Source organism: Epibacterium ulvae (genome assembly GCF_900102795.1).
In the GTDB taxonomy this organism is placed as follows: domain Bacteria; phylum Pseudomonadota; class Alphaproteobacteria; order Rhodobacterales; family Rhodobacteraceae; genus Epibacterium; species Epibacterium ulvae.
The window spans coordinates 134,795-151,850 of record NZ_FMWG01000004.1; the positions used below are offsets into that span (position 1 = coordinate 134,795).

The 17,056-nt window shown below is 54.0% G+C and carries 18 protein-coding genes; 6 read left to right on the forward strand and 12 right to left on the reverse strand.

Annotation, left to right across the window (positions count from 1 at the left end):
- Positions 1–36 precede the first annotated feature (36 nt).
- Complete coding sequence (purU, locus tag BLP79_RS07710; RefSeq protein ID WP_090217853.1) at positions 37–921, forward strand: formyltetrahydrofolate deformylase; 885 nt, start codon at positions 37–39, stop codon at positions 919–921.
- 68 nt (positions 922–989) lie between these two features.
- Here purU and BLP79_RS07715 read toward each other — a convergent pair whose 3' ends face one another.
- From BLP79_RS07715 to BLP79_RS07735, 5 genes are read right to left on the reverse strand one after another with little or no spacing between them, the layout of a single operon-like run.
- Positions 990–1,427 carry a YybH family protein gene (locus BLP79_RS07715; RefSeq protein WP_090217854.1) on the reverse strand — a complete coding sequence of 146 codons (438 nt, stop codon included), beginning with the start codon at positions 1,425–1,427 and terminating at the stop codon, positions 990–992.
- Positions 1,428–1,441: 14 nt separating this feature from the next.
- Positions 1,442–1,894, reverse strand: coding sequence for a YybH family protein (locus BLP79_RS07720; protein WP_090217856.1), 453 nt, complete (start codon positions 1,892–1,894; stop codon positions 1,442–1,444).
- 15 nt (positions 1,895–1,909) lie between these two features.
- A complete protein-coding gene (locus BLP79_RS07725; protein WP_090217858.1) occupies positions 1,910–3,106 on the reverse strand; it encodes a multidrug effflux MFS transporter in 1,197 nt (398 codons plus the stop codon).
- Positions 3,107–3,109: 3 nt separating this feature from the next.
- Positions 3,110–3,514 carry a hypothetical protein gene (locus tag BLP79_RS07730; RefSeq protein WP_090217860.1) on the reverse strand — a complete coding sequence of 135 codons (405 nt, stop codon included), beginning with the start codon at positions 3,512–3,514 and terminating at the stop codon, positions 3,110–3,112.
- A gap of 12 nt (positions 3,515–3,526) precedes the next feature.
- On the reverse strand, positions 3,527–4,057 hold the full coding sequence (locus BLP79_RS07735) for a redoxin family protein (protein ID WP_090217861.1): 531 nt from the start codon (positions 4,055–4,057) through the stop codon (positions 3,527–3,529).
- Positions 4,058–4,131: 74 nt separating this feature from the next.
- Here BLP79_RS07735 and BLP79_RS07740 point away from each other — a divergent pair, with 74 nt between their 5' ends.
- Positions 4,132–4,740, forward strand: coding sequence for a TetR/AcrR family transcriptional regulator (locus tag BLP79_RS07740; protein ID WP_198511982.1), 609 nt, complete (start codon positions 4,132–4,134; stop codon positions 4,738–4,740).
- Between the two features lie 39 nt (positions 4,741–4,779).
- Here the strand turns inward: BLP79_RS07740 and BLP79_RS07745 are convergent, their stop codons facing one another.
- The 7 genes from BLP79_RS07745 to BLP79_RS07775 form a co-directional block, all read right to left on the reverse strand.
- Positions 4,780–5,682, reverse strand: coding sequence for an MBL fold metallo-hydrolase (locus BLP79_RS07745; protein WP_090217863.1), 903 nt, complete (start codon positions 5,680–5,682; stop codon positions 4,780–4,782).
- A gap of 209 nt (positions 5,683–5,891) precedes the next feature.
- Entirely contained in the window at positions 5,892–6,521 is a 630-nt protein-coding gene (locus tag BLP79_RS07750; protein WP_090217865.1) for a glutathione S-transferase family protein, read from the reverse strand.
- Complete coding sequence (locus tag BLP79_RS07755; protein ID WP_090217866.1) at positions 6,521–8,224, reverse strand: dipeptide ABC transporter ATP-binding protein; 1,704 nt, start codon at positions 8,222–8,224, stop codon at positions 6,521–6,523. Before BLP79_RS07755 ends, BLP79_RS07750 begins: the two co-directional genes overlap by 1 nt.
- On the reverse strand, positions 8,221–9,165 hold the full coding sequence (locus BLP79_RS07760) for an ABC transporter permease (protein WP_090217868.1): 945 nt from the start codon (positions 9,163–9,165) through the stop codon (positions 8,221–8,223). Before BLP79_RS07760 ends, BLP79_RS07755 begins: the two co-directional genes overlap by 4 nt.
- Positions 9,162–10,124 (reverse strand): ABC transporter permease, encoded by a 963-nt coding sequence (locus BLP79_RS07765; RefSeq protein ID WP_090217869.1) that lies wholly within the window; start codon positions 10,122–10,124, stop codon positions 9,162–9,164. Before BLP79_RS07765 ends, BLP79_RS07760 begins: the two co-directional genes overlap by 4 nt.
- Positions 10,125–10,195: 71 nt before the next feature.
- Positions 10,196–11,758 carry an ABC transporter substrate-binding protein gene (locus tag BLP79_RS07770; protein ID WP_090217870.1) on the reverse strand — a complete coding sequence of 521 codons (1,563 nt, stop codon included), beginning with the start codon at positions 11,756–11,758 and terminating at the stop codon, positions 10,196–10,198.
- 228 nt (positions 11,759–11,986) lie between these two features.
- Complete coding sequence (locus BLP79_RS07775) at positions 11,987–12,946, reverse strand: aspartate-semialdehyde dehydrogenase (protein ID WP_090217872.1); 960 nt, start codon at positions 12,944–12,946, stop codon at positions 11,987–11,989.
- A gap of 107 nt (positions 12,947–13,053) precedes the next feature.
- Between BLP79_RS07775 and BLP79_RS07780 the strand changes: the two genes are divergently transcribed.
- From BLP79_RS07780 to BLP79_RS07795, 4 genes are read left to right on the forward strand one after another with little or no spacing between them, the layout of a single operon-like run.
- Entirely contained in the window at positions 13,054–13,803 is a 750-nt protein-coding gene (locus BLP79_RS07780) for a GntR family transcriptional regulator (RefSeq protein WP_157843970.1), read from the forward strand.
- The gene (locus BLP79_RS07785) at positions 13,800–15,290 is read left to right on the forward strand and encodes an ABC transporter substrate-binding protein (RefSeq protein WP_090217875.1); all 1,491 of its coding nucleotides are present in this window, start codon (positions 13,800–13,802) and stop codon (positions 15,288–15,290) included. The genes BLP79_RS07780 and BLP79_RS07785 overlap by 4 nt, the downstream gene beginning before the upstream one ends.
- Entirely contained in the window at positions 15,290–16,216 is a 927-nt protein-coding gene (locus BLP79_RS07790; RefSeq protein ID WP_090217877.1) for an ABC transporter permease, read from the forward strand. Before BLP79_RS07785 ends, BLP79_RS07790 begins: the two co-directional genes overlap by 1 nt.
- Complete coding sequence (locus tag BLP79_RS07795; protein WP_232716399.1) at positions 16,213–17,055, forward strand: ABC transporter permease; 843 nt, start codon at positions 16,213–16,215, stop codon at positions 17,053–17,055. Before BLP79_RS07790 ends, BLP79_RS07795 begins: the two co-directional genes overlap by 4 nt.
- Position 17,056 lies beyond the last annotated feature (1 nt).

Consider the following 17,056-nt stretch of genomic DNA (forward strand, 5'->3'; position numbering starts at 1 on the left):
CGCTCCCCTGTGTTGCTCCTAAATATTGAGGATATCATGCAGAAATTCTGCCTCACCGTAACTTGCCGATCGACCCGCGGGGTGGTGGCTGCTGTCGCTACGTTCCTTGCGAAAAACGGCTGCAATATTTCCGATGCATCGCAATTCGATGACAATGAGACCGGTCAATTTTTCATGCGGGTGAGTTTTGCGCCGGAAACGGGTGCTGCTCTGCAGGATCTGGATGCGGCTTTTGTCGATATCGCGGATCGTTTTGATATGAGTTTCTCTTTTCATGATGAACAGGAGAAGATGAAGGTTATCATCATGGTCAGCCGGTTTGGCCATTGTCTGAATGATCTTCTGTATCGCGCGCGGATTGGGGCGCTGCCGATCGAGGTTGTGGCGGTGATTTCAAATCATATGGATTATCAAAAAGTTGTGGTAAATCAGGATATTCCATTCCACCGCATTAAAGTGACAAAAGAGAACAAACCTGAAGCTGAAGCGGCGATTATGCGTGTTGTGGAAGAGACGGGCGCTGAGCTTGTCGTGCTGGCCCGCTACATGCAGATTCTATCGGATGAAATGTGCCAGAAGATGTCTGGCCGTATCATCAACATTCACCATTCCTTCCTGCCGTCTTTCAAAGGGGCGAATCCTTACAAGCAAGCTTTTGAAAAAGGCGTAAAATTGATTGGAGCGACCTCGCATTATGTGACGGCGGATTTGGATGAAGGTCCGATCATTGAACAGGATATCGTGCGGATCAGCCATGCGCAGTCTGCATCGGATTATGTCTCGTTGGGGCGGGATGTTGAAAGCCAGGTTCTGGCGCGTGCGATTCACGCGCATGCCCACCACCGGGCCTTTTTGAATGGGACCAAAACAGTGGTCTTTCCCGCATCCTCTGGATCCTTTTCCAGTGAGCGCATGGGGTAATATGATATCTTCAACCCGTTGAACCTTGGGGTTCAACGGGTTGAAAGGATCAAGGTGCAGATCCTTGATTATTCTGTGGGGACTTGGTTCCACATATCGCCAACGATTTTCCATTCACCGTCGATCTTGTCCATCACATAAAGATAGGTGCCAGCGCCATCGACGCCAATTGAAGGCACTTTTGCAATGACATCTCCGATCATAACGGCGAGGGTTTCATCGTCTGAAATAAACAGATGATCGATGTCATGGGTGACATCCCCGTCATTGCCGGTCACAAAAGAGAACAGTTGTTCAGCTTCTGCAAGGCCGTTTAGGTTCATCGGCGTGCCAGGGGCGATCCACATGACGTCTGGGCCATAAAGATCTACCAGACCTTTGACGTCTTTTTCCACGATACCAGTGTTGAATGCGTCATTTACGGCGTTCAATTCTGTTGTGGCGTCCTGTGCAGATACTGGCAGAGCTGTTGCAGCGAGAAGGGCGAGAGATGTGAGAAAACGCATAGGTTAGACCTTTCTTATTGCTGCTCTTGCGGCTGGTGCTGGTGCCACATGTCTGTAACGATTTTCCAGCTGTCACCTTCAGGTTTCATGACAAAAAGAAACGTGCCTGTGGTGTCGAGATTGAACTCTTCCACTTTGACGATGGCGGTGCCCACCATAACGGCAAGAGACCCGTCATCCGCGACAACCAGCTTGTCAATGGAGTGATCATTGACTCCGTTTTTGGACGCCAGGAAAGCAAAGGTCGGGCGAATTGCGTCGTGGCCCTGGGCCAGGGGTTTATTCTGTTCAATCCACAGGGCGTCTTCTGCGTAAAGGCTGACGAGACCCTCAACATTTTTTGCAACGGTGTATTCGTTGAAGAGATCGTTAAAGGCATTCAGGCTGTCGATCACGTCCTGTTTTGCATCAGCAAGAGCCATGCCCGCTGACAGGGCCAGAGCGGCCACGGTTGAGATAAAACGCATGTGCGTTGTCCTTTCTTAGGTCTTTACCGGGTTAGGAAGCCGGATAGATTTGGTTTGAGTGAGTGCAAAGCCCAAGACACCTGAAATGGTCATCGCGGTGACCATTGGCAGGGACGAGCCATCAAAAAACGGACTGCCCAGGGCAATCATCAGCGCGCCGGTCAGCATTTGCAGTGTACCGCCGAGTGAAGAGGCCAGACCAGCGATAGCGCCGTGGTTTTCAAGAGAGAGAACCATGACGGTTGGGACAACCAGACCAAGGCAAAAGAAGCCAAGGAACAGAACGCCTGCCAGGAGATAAAGCGTGGTCACTCCGGCAAGAGTGCATGCCCCAAGGAACAGCATCAAGCTGACAAAACCGGCAACCGCCAGACGCACCAGACGGTGCATGCCGAGTGCCGCGCCTGCTTTGCCCGATATCATGGTGGCGATGAAAAACCCGATGCCGTTCAAAGCAAAAGCCAGACCAAACCCTGTGGGAGTCAGGCCAAATTCGCCTGTGTAGACAAAGGAGGCTGAGGCGATGAAGACAAAGAAGCTGGACATTGCGAAGCCGCCAATGAAGGTCAGGCTGAGATATTCCGGGTCCGCGAGAAGCGTTTTACACCCGGAGACAAAGCTGTTTCGATTGAAAGCCACACGCTTGTCTGTTGGCAATGTTTCCTGAAACAGTGCAAGGATCATGAGAAGGCCCAAACCTGCCAGCGCTGCAAGCGTGCCAAAAATTCCCTGCCACCCGGCAAAGCGCAAGACACCACTGCCCGCAAGCGGTGCCAGCATGGGAGATACGCTGACGATCATCATCATGAACCCCATCAATTGCGCGCCATCCGTGCCGGTATAGCGATCCCGAACCACGGCGCGGGGAACAACCATCAAAGCGGCGCCGCCCAAAGCCTGAAGCAGACGGGCTGCGATCAGAATCTCGATGCTGGGCGCAAATGCAGCAAGCACAGAGCCTGCTGCAAAAATGGCGACACCGATGAACAGGGGAAGTTTCCGGCCAAATTGGTCTGCAATTGGACCATAAATCAATTGTGCTAGTCCAAACCCAAGGAAATACGCGGTGAGTGTCAGCTGCACTGTTCCAATCTCGGTGTTAAGATCCTGCGCAATGGTCGGCAGGGCTGGAAGGTACATATCAATCGCCAAGGGGCCGAGGCAGGTCAACAGACCAAGAACCAGAGCCAGTTTTAACTTTCCCTGTTCCATGGGTTAGTTTTCTTCGCCGGGGTAGTCACCGGTGTCGGGACGAATGAAGATCACTTCACGTATCACTTGCCAGCGGTTGTCTTCAAAGGCGAGATCAATGCTGAGCACTAGCAAAGAAGGGCTGCCGCCCAGTTCGTTCTTACGGGTGATCAGCACATGGCCATTATTGCCATCTGCAGTAATGTCGTTGAATTGAGCCCATGTGTTCATCGGGCCTGTGGCGCTTTCAGCCATGCCTTTAAACATGGCCATAAAGCCTTGTTTGTCAGCTTTGTTCAGGTTGCCTTCCATATCGATCATCTGGATCTGCATATCGGTGTGATACAGCCGATCCAGTGCGTCGATATCAAAGTTTGATCCGGCTTGGATCAGGGCGTCCATTGTGTTGCGAATAGCTTCTACTGTCATGGCGATGTTCCTTTATTCGTGGCTACCGTTGACGGGAAATTTGGTTGTTTGACTGCGCAGCCAGGTCAGACCGTTCAGAACCGATTGCAGATCAGGGCGTGCAAAAGGCACGTTTGAGGTATCGACCAGCTGCAGGTTTCCGTCTTCGTTGACGATGAAGAAACCAGGTTCTGCAAAGGGGGCTTCCACATTCATTCCGTTGCGAACACCCGAAATGTAAAGGCCAAGCATGCGGGCTTGATCGAGGGTCAGACCATAGCCAACAGGGTAGCTTGGATTGACTTCACTGATCTGTTCTGTGGCGCGGGTCTCACTGTCGGTGGAAACAGCAATGATATCGATACCAATTTTGGAATATCCTTCACGAAGCTGTTCAAGCTGTTTGAGATAGCTGGTACAAAGTGGGCAATGTTTGCCGCGATAGACAACGATTAGTTTCCAATCGTGCCCCAGCGCTGGGGTGGCGAGATCAGCTTGGCCACCACCAAGCAAAGGGAGAGTGATCGCTGGGAAGGCTTTTCCAGCGGCGAGTTTATGAGTCATGTGAGCGAACCCTTGATTTATGTATCGATTGATATTTATATTGAGGCTGAGCGCAGTACGTCAAGGGTTTTATATTGAGCGATACAAAAAAAATGGGGCGACCCAGGAAATTCGATTATGACGAAGCTTTGCTGAGCGCGATGTCCGTGTTCTGGGCGAAGGGCTATGATGGTGCATCGCTGCGAGATTTGACCAAGGCGATGGGGATCACAGGCCCCAGCATGTATGCGGCCTTTGGTGATAAAAGAGAGCTTTTTCTCAAGACGATAGACCAATACGCAGATGTTGATGGCTGCAAGCCAGTTGTTGATTTTGAAGCGGAAGAAGACATTCAAAAAGCTGTGCGGGGTTTTTTGGAAGAGGTGATCCAATACGCAACAGATAGTGGTTATGGGGCTAAGGGGTGCTTTTTAGCTTCATCTGTTTCGACCAATATCGGGCAGGTCGACGGGGTTGATGAACGTGTTCGCAAAGCAATTGATGACACGGATCAGCGGCTTGCGCAGCGGTTTGAGCGCGAAAAGCAAAAAGGAACTTTGCCACCGGATTTTCCATCGCTGCAGCGCGCGGCTCTCTTATATGATATCCGACAGGGCTATATGTTTCGCGGGCGTGCCGGGTGGACTGCAGAAGAGCTGAAACGCGATCTGGATCATCGCATTCAGATGATTCTGTCATTCTAAGTAAAAGCGCGCCGGGGACACCCGACGCGCTTTACACTTTTAGAGCGCCTTAAATTCAAATGCATCGCCGTTGCGTGTGACGCGGCCAAGGCCGGGTGCGGTCAGGTGGCTGCCTGCAATCACAAGCCCCTCGTCTGCGGCGCGGCCCAGAATTGTGCGCCGGGTTGCAATCGCTGCATCTGGAATGCCGTCCAGAGCCCAACCGACGTCTGGGTTTTGGAAATGAATGTGGTCGGACACGACGATATCACCCATGATCAACAGTTTTTCGTCACCCAGATCCAGTTCAAAGCTGTTGTGGCCGGGGGTGTGGCCATAGGTTTGGATCGCGCGCAAGCCGTTGCCAAAATCTTTTGTCCCATCATGGGTTTCGACCTGATCTTTGATGATGTTCGCAATGGCCTGAATTTCGATCACCATTGGGCGCAGCGCTTCTGGCGCCTGATCCGCAAAACCCTCGCGCGTCCAGAAACCCCATTCTGCCTGATCCATATGAATGGTTGCATTTTCAAACGCGGGCTTACCGTTAGAGATCAAACCGCCTGAGTGATCGATATGCATATGTGTGATAACAATATCTGTGATGTCGGATGGCTTGATCCCGGCATCAGCCAGAGCAGCGGGCAAGCGTCCGAGATCGTCAAAACGCTGGGTGACAAAGGCACCGTCCCCGGCACCGCCATCGATCAGGATAAGGCGACCCTCTTGGCGCACCAGAAACACATTTGCACCGATGACAACCGCCGCGCCCAGATCTGCTTGTTCAGCCTCACTTGCTCCGGTCCACATTTGGTTTGGGACGGTCAATGTTCCGTCTGAGAGGGCGATCAATGTGCCTTTGCCGAAATCTAGGCTGCCTGCAGCAAAGCCGGGGGTTGCGATCGCGGCGGCCATGCCTGCGAGGCTGGTGCACATGAACGTGCGGCGGGAAAGATGAGTCATGTTCTACTCCGATGTATTGATTTGCCCGGATTTTAGACTGTCTTTGGAACGTGAGAAATTAGATGAGCTGGATATTGGATATCGATAAAACTGATGACCATAAACAAAGGAAGGCTGCAAAAAACCCACCAAGGGCTGTCGCCATGGTGGGTTCAAACTGCCGTGTCGGTGAGGGTATTGAGCGGCTTGCCTGCGTGCGGCCATACTGTTCAATCGGGCTTTTTAGGCGGAGCCAGATGGTAAGCTTCAAGCAATTTGCAGGCTTTTTGGGTCGCGGGGCGCGCTTTTACGCGGGCCAGCCAGGCTTGGACATGAGGTGCCTCTGCCAGCGATAGATTAAGTTCTTCGTGGTGATCGAGCCACGGGAAAAATGAAATGTCTGCAATGCTATAGCCGTCGCCACAGAGATAATCCTGATTGGCGAGCTGTTCATCAAGCACCGTAATCACCCGGTTTGCGATGCCCTTATATTGAGCCAAAGCGTCCGGGTTTGGTTTGGGGGCGAGGCCGGACCAGTATTCGACCTGTCCAAAATAGGGGCCTTGGGTGGAGGCTTGATAAAACAAGAGTGATAGCAATTGGTCTTCTACGCCTTCTGGCAGGCCCCAGCCTGTTTTGCGGGCCAGATGCATCAGGATAGCGTTGGATTCTGTCAGCGCTTTACCGTCTTGGACAATCACCGGGATTTTGCCAGCAGGATTCACCGCGCGAAAATCGGGCGTGTGCTGATCGCCGCCACGGATATTGATGGGTACAAAGTCATGCGGCAAATCCGTTTCCATCAAGAACATCATAACCTTGAGCGAATTGATGGTGTTGTAGCCGTAAAAGGTGATCATCAGATGTCCAGTCCTTCGTCCGAGAGGCCCTCAAGATGTGGCATGAGGGTGAGCAGCTCTTTTGTGTAATCGGTTTGCGGGGCGGCAAACAGCGTTTCAGTGTCCTGTAGCTCCAGCAGGCGCCCTTTTTGCATGACAGCGACCCGATCACACATCTGGCGCACCACGGGCAGATCATGGCTGATGAACAACATGGTCAGGCCCAGATGGTCTTGCAGGTCTTTGAGAATGTTTAGGATCTGCGCTTGAATGGAGACATCCAGCGCCGATGTTGGCTCGTCACAGATCAAAAAACGCGGCTGGGTCGCAAGGGCGCGTGCAATTGAAATCCGCTGCCTTTGCCCGCCGGAGAATTCATGCGGGAATTTGGCGGCCGCGGCTGCGCCAAGGCCCACCTGTTCCAAGAGTTCATGCACGCGTTTTGTGAGCGCGCTGCCGCTTAGGATTTTATGATGGCGGATGGGTTCGGCGATTATGTCCAGAACGCGCATGCGCGGATTGAGCGAGGAATAAGGATCCTGAAAGATCATCTGGATGTCCCGGCGAAATTGCATCACGGCGGCCTTATCGCGCGGATCGCTGACAATCTGGCCTGCAAATTCCACCGTGCCTTTGTCCAGAGGATAAAGCCCGCTGATGAGGCGCGCGACGGTAGATTTGCCAGATCCGCTTTCACCAACAACGCCAAAGACCTCGCCCGGCATGATATCAAATGAGACATCATCCACCGCCGTCAGATAGGTGCTGTGACCGGGGAAGATGCTTTTGGCGATCGGAAACCGCTTTTCAAGGTTTCGCACGCTCAGCAATGGGGTGTCTGCCTGTGTTTCCACCCGTGTCCAGTTGCGCGCGATGTCTTCGATGGCAAAGCGTGTCTCACGTCCGCCATAGCTGATCTGGGAAAATCGTTTCAGTTTGACTTGCGGGCGGGGCACTGCAGCAATCAGGGATTTTGTGTAAGCGTGGTTTGGCGCGCCCATGACCTGCGCGGTTGTGCCGCTTTCAACGACTTCGCCGCGATACATCACGGTCACGCGGTCTGTGGTATCTGCGATCACGCCCATATCATGGGTCACAAGGATGACGCCCACCTGACGTTCGCGGGCAAGATCTTTGATCAGATCAAGGATTTGCGCCTGTACTGCCACATCCAGTGCGGTTGTGGGTTCATCTGCGATGATCACATCTGGTTCTGAACAGAGCGCGAGCGCAATCACCACCCGCTGGCGCATGCCGCCGGAGTATTGATGCGGATACTGGCGCAGGCGCAGGGCGGGGTCGGGAATGCCAACCCGTTCTAACAGCGCGGTTGCGCGCTGTTGGGCGGCGTTTTGGGATAGGCCAAGGTGCAGGCTGATGGTTTCCATCAGCTGTTCCCCAACGGTCAGCAGCGGGTTGAGCGAAGTGAGCGGATCCTGAAAGATCATTGAGATCTTTTTGCCGCGCAAGTCCTGCATGGCCACCGCATCCAACCCGCTGATGAGGTCGGATTTGAACGCAATGGTGCCCCCTGCGATATGGCCGGGGCGCTCTAACAGCCCCATGATGGCGGCGCCGATGGTGGATTTTCCAGCCCCAGACTCGCCCACCAGCCCGTGGATTTCACCCGGTTCAACCGTGAGGCTGGCGCCGGAGACGGCTTTGAACACCCCATGGCGTGAGGGGTATTCGACCGTGAGGTTTTGGATGTCAAGTAAGGTCATTTTAGCTTTGGATTGAGCGCATCACGCAGCCAATCCCCCATTAAATTCACGGCCAATGCAAGCGACAGTAGCGTCACTGCAGGAAACAAAAGGATCCACCATTCGCCTGAGAACAAGAACCCCTGCCCAATGCGAATAAGCGTGCCCAGCGAGGGCTGGGTGGGCGGCACGCCGACGCCGAGGAAGGACAGTGTGGCCTCAGCGATGATGGCCAGTGCGAGTGAGATTGTGGCGATGACCAGAACCGGTGACATGACATTGCGCAGGATATGGCCAAAGATGATTGATCCCGAACTGCGTCCGATCAGGCGGGCGGCTTGGACGTATTCTTTGTTTTTCTCAACCAAGGTTGCACCGCGCACAACGCGGGCAAATTGCACCCAGTCCGAGAGGCCAATGGCGATGATCAGCACCCAAAGCGCGACCTCGTCGCGATATTCAACGGGTGTGAAGCCTTTGGCGACACCAAAGATGAGAAGGGCAACCAGAATGGAGGGGAAGGTCAGCTGAATATCGGCAATCCGCATGATGATTGCATCAATAATGCCGCCGAAATACCCGGCAATCAGGCCAAGCGTTACACCGATGAACATGCCAAGAGAGACAGCGGCAAAGCCGACAAATAGGGAAATCCGCATCCCGTAAAGGATGGTGGACAGAATATCGCGGCCCTGATCATCGGTTCCCAGCAGGAATTGATCGCCGGTAAAGGCATTGGGGGTGGAGGGCGGCGTAAACCCGTTCATCAGGTTCAGGCTGCCCGGATCAAAGGGATTATAGGGCGCTACAATCGGGGCAAAGACCGCCGAAAGCACCAAAAGCAGCGTCACCGCAAATGAGATGATGGCAACGGGGCTGTGACGGAACCGCCAGCACAGATCACTGTTCCAGGTACGTTTCAGGCGATTGCCAAAGGAGAGGGTGTTTTGAAGTTCGCTCATGACCGTAGCCTTGGATCAATTGCTACATAAAGGATGTCAACGATCAGGTTGATCGCGACAAACATCACGGAAATCAGCATCAGGTAGGCGGCCATCACGGGAATATCGACAAATTGCACCGCGTTGATGAATAACAGGCCCACGCCCGGCCATTGAAAGACGGTTTCGGTGATGATGGCAAAGGCGATGATACTGCCCAGCTGCAGGCCGGTGACGGTGATCACAGGCACCAGCGTATTTTTGAGCGCGTGGCGAAAGTTGATTGCTTTTTCAGACAGCCCACGTGCGCGGGCAAAGCGGATATAGTCTTGGCGCAGCACTTCGAGCATTTCAGAGCGCACCAAGCGCATGATCAGTGTCATCTGGAAGAGGCCAAGCGTAATACCGGGCAGGATCAGGGCTTTTAAACCGCTTGTGGTCAGAAAACCGGTGGTCCAGCCGCCCAGATCCGTCACTTCGCCGCGGCCAAAGCTGGGCAACCAGTCCAGTTCGACCGAGAACAGGTAAATCAGCAGGATGCCGATCAGGAAGGTTGGTAGGGAGACGCCGATCAGGCTGACGGACATGATAATATGAGAGACCAGACCATCGCGGCGGATGGCGGTATAAATCCCAAGCAAGACGCCCACTCCGACTGCGAAGAGGGCAGAGACCGTGGCCAGTTCCAGCGTTGCAGGGGCGCGTTCGGCGATGATTTCGGCCACGGGACGGCCTTGACGGTAGCTGACGCCCAGATTGCCCTCAACCGCGTTGGCCAGGAATTTCCAATATTGCACAACAAAGGGCTGATCGAGGCCAAGCTGGGTGCGCAGGCGATCAATATCAGCCTGTGTGCGTTCGGTGCCGAGCATATTGTCGATCGGGTCGCCGACGAAGTTGAACATCGAAAAGGCGACAAAGCCCACGATCAGCAAGACAAGCCCAGCCTGCAAGACGCGGCGAATGAGGAAAGAAAACATGTGGTATCCAGAAAACGGTAAGCGTTCCGCCATGGCATCAGCTGGCGAAACGCGATTTGGTTTTGGTCAGATCAGTTTACGGTGACCCAACGCAGCATAAAGAAGTTGTCAGCCCGCTGGGTCAGATCCACATTGCTGCGCGCGCCCCAAAGAAGCGCCTGCACATACATAGGCACATAGCCTGCTTCATCCTGCAGGATCTTGGTGCTTTCATCCAACAGCGCCTGACGTTTGTCATCGTCAATTTCAGACTGGATCTGCGGCAGTAATTCGTCCACGCGGTCGTTTGAAAACGCACCAAAGTTCCAGCTGCCCAGTTTCTTCTCTGGGTTTGGCGTGGTCACAAGGAAGCGAATGGGGTGTTCTGCGTCAAAAGAACCGGGTGACCAGCCGAGCATATACATATCAAAGTTCTGGGCACGCAGTTCTGGCCAGTAGTTGCTGACTGGCATGGTTTCCAGTTCAACATCCAGCCCGATTTGCGCGAGCATGCCGACAGCGGCCTGACAGACCGCTTCATCGTTGATGTAACGGTTGTTTGGGCATTTCATGCCAAAGCTGAAGCCATCCGCATAGCCTGCTTCGGCCAGCAGGGCACGGGCCTTGTCCAGATCATAGGCCGGGCGTTCCGCGAGGCTTTCGGAATAGCCGCGCATGGCGGGGCTGACCAATTGCGACACGGGCTGCGCAGATCCACGCATGATGGTTTGCACGATCGCATCCACATTGATGGCGTGGTTTACAGCCTGACGCACGCGGGCATCTTTAAACGGGTTGGGTTTGCCAGCATCTGCGGAATATTTCAGTGTGTCTGCCTGATTGGCAAAGCCAAACATGATCACGCGGGCTTCGATGTCTTCAAGAACTTTAACATCAGGGCTGTTTGACAGGCGCGCGACGTCTTGCGTTGGCACGGGGTTGATCATGTCAACTTCGCCAGAAAGCAGGGCTGCAACTGCGGTGGCGGGGTTTTGGATCGGCGTGTATTCGGCGCTTGTGATATTGTGGGTGGCTTCATCCCACCAGCCGCCAAAAGGTTCAACAACGGTTTTCAGGTCGGGTTGACGTTCCACAACTTTAAAGGCGCCGGTGCCGTTGGTGTTGCGGGTGGCAAAATTTTCCGCGTCTTTTGCAGGCACGGCTGAGCTGTTTGCTTCGGTCCAGCCCTTGTCCATGATCATGAAGTTGGTGATCGTATCGGGGAAAATCGGATTGGGAGCAGCGGTGTAGAATTCGACGGTATAATCATCCACGGCTTTGATTCCGGAAACGGAAGCAAACCAGCTGGAGACGTCTGATTCAGGGCGCGTTGCGCGCTCATACGAGAAAACCACATCTTCGGCTGTGAAATCAGAGCCATCGTGGAATTTTACATCTTTGCGCAGATGGAAGCGCCAGCCTTCGGTGCCAATGGGCTCCCAGCCGGTGGCCAATGCAGGTTCAATCTGCATCTGCTGATTGCGGCGCATCAGGCCTTCGTAAACATTGTTCAAAAAGCCAAGAACCGGTGCCGAATTTACTGCGTGCGGGTCCATGGTTTGTGGATCTGTGGTGCCTGCCCAGCGGAAGGTTTCCGCGCTTGCGGCTTGGACGGACAGCAGGGCCACAGCGGTGGCTGCTAGTGTTTTTCTCATATTTGGTCTCCCAGATTCCCCCTTTTGTGCGGGGGTATGGTTAGATTACACGTTATTAGAGCGGATCTGCCATCGTTTACACGATTTTGGAGATTTTTCTGCCTAACTGGCTTATTTTATGAACAAATCTCAAAAGGACTCTTGGATTGATGCCAAGTTTTCTCGTGGATTTGGCACGGCAGCTGTATTCGGGTGTTGGTGGTTGGGGGCCGATGAATATCCTTTTGTCTATTGAGGGGCATGGGGGGAATTAGGGATCTGCCCTTGCTGGCCTTTCCCGAGGGTTTTTGCCAGAGACGCCATGAGGCCCGTGGTTGCCTGACCAAGATTGTCGCCACGCAGTGACATTTTAAACCATCCGTCAGGCATAGGTTGAATGGCGTCGATGGTGCACATCAGATCATCCCGGACACATTCGATTTGCCAAGGCGGCAGCAAGGGTGCTTTGGAGGCGACAAGGATTTTGGGATCATGGCTAAGTATGCGCGCCAGATCTTCGGCGTGTACGGAAGCGGTGCCCAGTTTGATCATCAATGATATCGTATGACTGCGCCAGACCGGTACGCGGGTTGCGGCGCAGGAGACCGGAAATGCCTTATCAAACAACAGAGCCAGTTCGCGTTCCAGCGCGCGCGCTTCTCCCTCTAAAGGTGAAATAACGTGATCGTGTGCCAGATAGGCGGGCATGCCTGGCAGATCTGTTCCGCTGATGGCTTGCAGGGTTGTCGCGTGGACCGCTTCTACACCAAATTCCTTATGGATCAGAGCAAGGGGCAAGGCACACATGGCGGTTGTGCAGTTTGGGGTGGACCACAAGGTTTCTTCGTTTGATACAGTACTGCGCACATCTGGCATCAACAGCGCTCCTTGAAAACGCGCATATTCGCAGTGAGAGATCACGCGCGCGCCGTTCTGCAAGTGCTGCTTTTCGATGTCTTCGGCACCTTCATCAGGCAAAAAAGATAAAATGAGATCGCCCTTCGCAGCATCACTTGGTGAAAAAATAGGCGTTTTTAGTGCGAACTGACGCGCTTCAGGCCCCGCGAACCACGGCAAATCTGTGTGTGATTCTCTGTGTCGATGATCGTGCAGGCTTATGATTTCAAAGTCTGGATCGGGCAGCAACTGATCAATCAGATGCTGCCCCAGCAGTCCTAATGCTCCAAATATAGACAGTTTTATGGCCATCGGGTGCGTCCGTGAATTTTCTCTTGTCAGAATGAATATGTTAGATAACCATGTCTGACATGTCAGAAAGGTCAATCTAAAATTTCATGTATGATCCAAGTTCCCCTATGCTCCGTTCCGGCCTTGCCGAAGGTGGTTTGCCAAGTCCTGATGCCAAGTCGCGCTTTGCTGAGGATCGAATGCTTGCCGCGACCATCTGGTGTGAATTGCGCCCCGGTGAGATTGTCACTGAGGCTGATATCATGGAGCGTTTTGGTCTTTCGCGCGCGGCGGCACGATCCGGATTGACCCGGTTGGGGTTTGATGGATGGGCGACCTCTAAGGCCCGTATGGGGTGGGAAATCCTGCCTGTGACCGGTCAATTGATTGGTGACGTTTTAGAGGCACGCCGTATCGTAGAACCGGGATTGGCACATGTGCTGCTTTCAGAGAGTGCGCGGGCGGAGATTGCGCAGATTGAGATCATTTTGACGGCTTTGATGCGGGGAGGGGATCAGACTGCGCTTGGCTCTATTCGCCATCATGTGGACCGTATTGATGGACTTTTGCTGGGCGCTATGAACCCGCTGACGGCGCGCCATTTGCGCAAATTGTGGCACCATTCGGCGCGTATTACGCATTACCTTGAAGGGGGCAGTGGCACGCTGTTTCGCCGCGATGACGTGTTTGACCTTATCCATGCGGTCTTGGCGGGTGATAGGGCTGGCATAGAAAGTGCCCGATTGGCCCTGATAGCGGCGCAAGAGCGCTATTTCCTCCATCAGCTTTTAAAGAACGATGCGCCGTTGCTGCCAGGCAGCGGGTTGGCGGCGCGTGGCCCACAAGAAAACGCTGCCCCCAACAGGAGACCCTCATGACTATGAAATTCAATGTTTTATTGGCCAGTGTCGCAGCGGTGGCCCTGTCTGCACCAGTGTTTGCCAAGGATCTGACGGTGGATCTGTCTGGAGAACCGTCCTCGCTTGATCCGCAATTGCAGTGGAATCCGGACAGCTACTATGTCTATCGCAATATCTTTGACAATCTTCTGACGCGCGACAATGCGGGTGAAATTGTGCCACAAATCGCTGTCAGTTGGGAGCGGATCAGCGACACGGAAACCGTTTTCTCCCTGCGCGATGATGTTGTTTTTCACGATGGTGAAAAGCTAACGGCCGAAGATGTGGTGTTTTCGGTACAGCGTATCACGAACCCTGAATTTGGCTCGCCTCAGTTGGGGCAATTCAACCAGATTTCGGGCGCAGAAGCCTTGGATGATGTCACTGTAAAGCTGACAACAGATGGGCCTTATCCTGCGTTGATGGCGCAGCTGGTCAAATTGTCAATCGTGCCAAAACATGTGGTCGAGGCGGTTGGAAATGAGGCGTTTAATGCTGCCCCTGTTGGATCTGGCCCCTATAAATTTGAGGCTTGGGATCGCGGAATTTCTGTGAGCCTTGTGCAAAATGATGCTTATTGGGGTGCCGCAGGTCCGTTTGACAGTGCGACGTTCCGTGCGGTGCCGGATGCCGCAACCCGATTGGCGAACCTGCAGGCGGGCACAGCTGATCTGGTGGTTGGTCTCGACAGTGACGGGGCGGCGCAATTGGCGGGGCAGGGCAGTGTTCAGGTGCTGTCTGCACCGACTGAACGCGTGGCTTATCTGGGTCTCAATCTCGACAAACCCCCATTTAACGATGTTGAATTGCGCAAAGCGGCCAGCATGGCGATTGACAATTTTGGCATCACCGAAGGGTTGCTGGGTGCAGGTGAAATCCCGATGGCGCAATTGGCCTCGCCTGCGCATTTTGGCTATGAGGAAAAGATTGATCCTTGGATCTTTGATCCTGAAGGCGCAAAAGAGATCGTATCGGCCAAGGCGGATCTGGCGGCAACACCTGCAACTTTTGCAACCGCGCCGGTGTTTGATCAGCGGATCGTGCAAGCATTGCAGCAGATGTTGAACGATGTTGGGTTCAATATCTCAATCAGCGTGACGGATATGCCGACCTATCTGAATATTGTGCGTTCAGCGCCAGAGGAAAACGCAGAGCTGAGCTTTGGCCGCTGGTCCTGTGCCTGTCAGGATGCCGATGGCATCACCTATCCTTTGCTGCACTCTGACAGTGCCTGGAGCCGGGTGAGCGATGAAAAGCTGGATGTCTTGTTGGACACAGCGCGGGTGTCGCTTGATCCGGAAAGTCGCCAAGCAGCTTATGCCGAGGCGCATAAGATCGTGCGTGACAATTACTATGTCTTGCCGATGTATCAGGCAGCGGTGCTTTATGGGGCGTCTTCTGATCTGACCTTTGCGCCGACAGCAAATGAAAGCATGTTCCTGAATCGGATGGCCTGGTCTGAGTGATGCTAATCTTCCTCCTGAACCGGCTTTTTCAGGCGCTCATCACAGCCTTTGGGGTGTTGACGCTGGTGTTCTTTATCCAGCGTCTGACCGGTGATCCGACGGCTTTGTTGCTGCCTGAAACCGCCACGCAGGAGGACTTTGAAGCCATGCGGAGAACGCTTGGCTTTGATCGTCCGTTGATCGAGCAGTATTTTGCCTTTCTTGGCGATATGCTGCGCTTTGATCTGGGGAAATCCTTTGTCCAGAACGCGCCTGTTTCCGAAATTCTGGCGAGCCGTATTCCGCAAACCCTGCAGCTGGCTGCAGGTGCGCTGTTTGTGGCCTTTGCCATTGGCCTGCCTTTGGGCGGGGTGATGGCGCTGATGCGTGGCAGGTGGCTTTCGCGCTGGATAATGGGGTTTGTGCTGGCCTGCCAATCGATGCCGACCTTTTGGAGCGGGATCATGATGATCATGGTCTTTGGGGTCTGGCTGAAATGGCTGCCCCCCTCTGGTACCGGCAGTTTTGCGCATTTGATAATGCCATCCATTGCGCTGGGGTTGCTGTCTTTGGCGACTTATGCGCGGATCACACGATCTGCTGTGGTGGATGAGCTGGGGCGTGATTATATCCGCTCTGCGCGGGCGCGCGGCGTGAAAATGCCCCGGCTTGTGAGCAAACACCTGCTGCGCAATTCGGCTATTCCGGTGATCTCGATCACGGCGCTAGAAATCTCGCAACTCTTGGCGGGCGCGGTGATCGTCGAGACGGTTTTTGCCTGGCCGGGGCTCGGGCAACTGACTGTACAATCGGTTGCGGCGCGGGATTTTGCGGTTGTTCAGGCGGTGGTTCTATTGGGGGCTTTGGTCACGATTTTTGCCAATCTGCTGGCGGATATTCTGTATTCCATCATCGATCCCCGCGTCAGATTGGGGTCGTCTTCTTGAGACCTGTTTTGCCTCACCTCTCGTTGCGCAATGCGTTGGCATGGTGGCCTGCTGTTTTGTTGGCGGCGCTGATGTGCGCTGCGATCCTTGCACCGGTTCTGGCGCCGCTTGATCCTGATCGACAAAACCTGTTGGGGCGCCTGAAAGTACCCGGCTTTGAAAGCCGGGGTGTGACATACTGGCTGGGTACGGATGAACTGGGGCGTGATATTTTCAGCCGTCTGATTTATGGCGCGCGGATCTCGATTTCAGTTGCGGTTTTATCGGTGCTGTTGTCCGGCATTGTAGGGGTCACGGTTGGCATGCTGGCGGGATATCTGCGTGGATGGTGGGAGACCGTCTTGATGCGCTTGGTCGATATCTTTCTATCGATCCCTGCGATCCTGTTGGCGATTATCACGGTTGCGGTCCTTGGGCCGGGTTTTTTCAATGTGATCATTGTGCTGACCCTCACCCGGTGGCCCCGATACGCGCGGGTGGCCTATGGTCAGACCCTGTCAGTGGCCAAACGTCCGTTTGTAGCCTTGTCGCAGGCCATGGGCGGGTCTGTACCGCGGGTGCTTTGGGTGCATATCCTGCCAAATATCATTGGTCCTGTTTTGGTGGTTGCGACACTGGAATTTGGACTGATGGTGCTGTTTGAAGCGGGCCTGTCGTTTCTGGGGCTGGGCGTGCAGCCGCCCACGGCAAGCTGGGGCGCGATGCTGTCAACGGGGCGCAATTACGTTGCCACGGCGTGGTGGATCGCCACATTTCCGGGGCTTGCGCTGTTTTTACTGGTTTTATCGGCCAATCTGATCGGTGACCGGTTGAGTGATACTATTGGAAAAGGACGCTGAC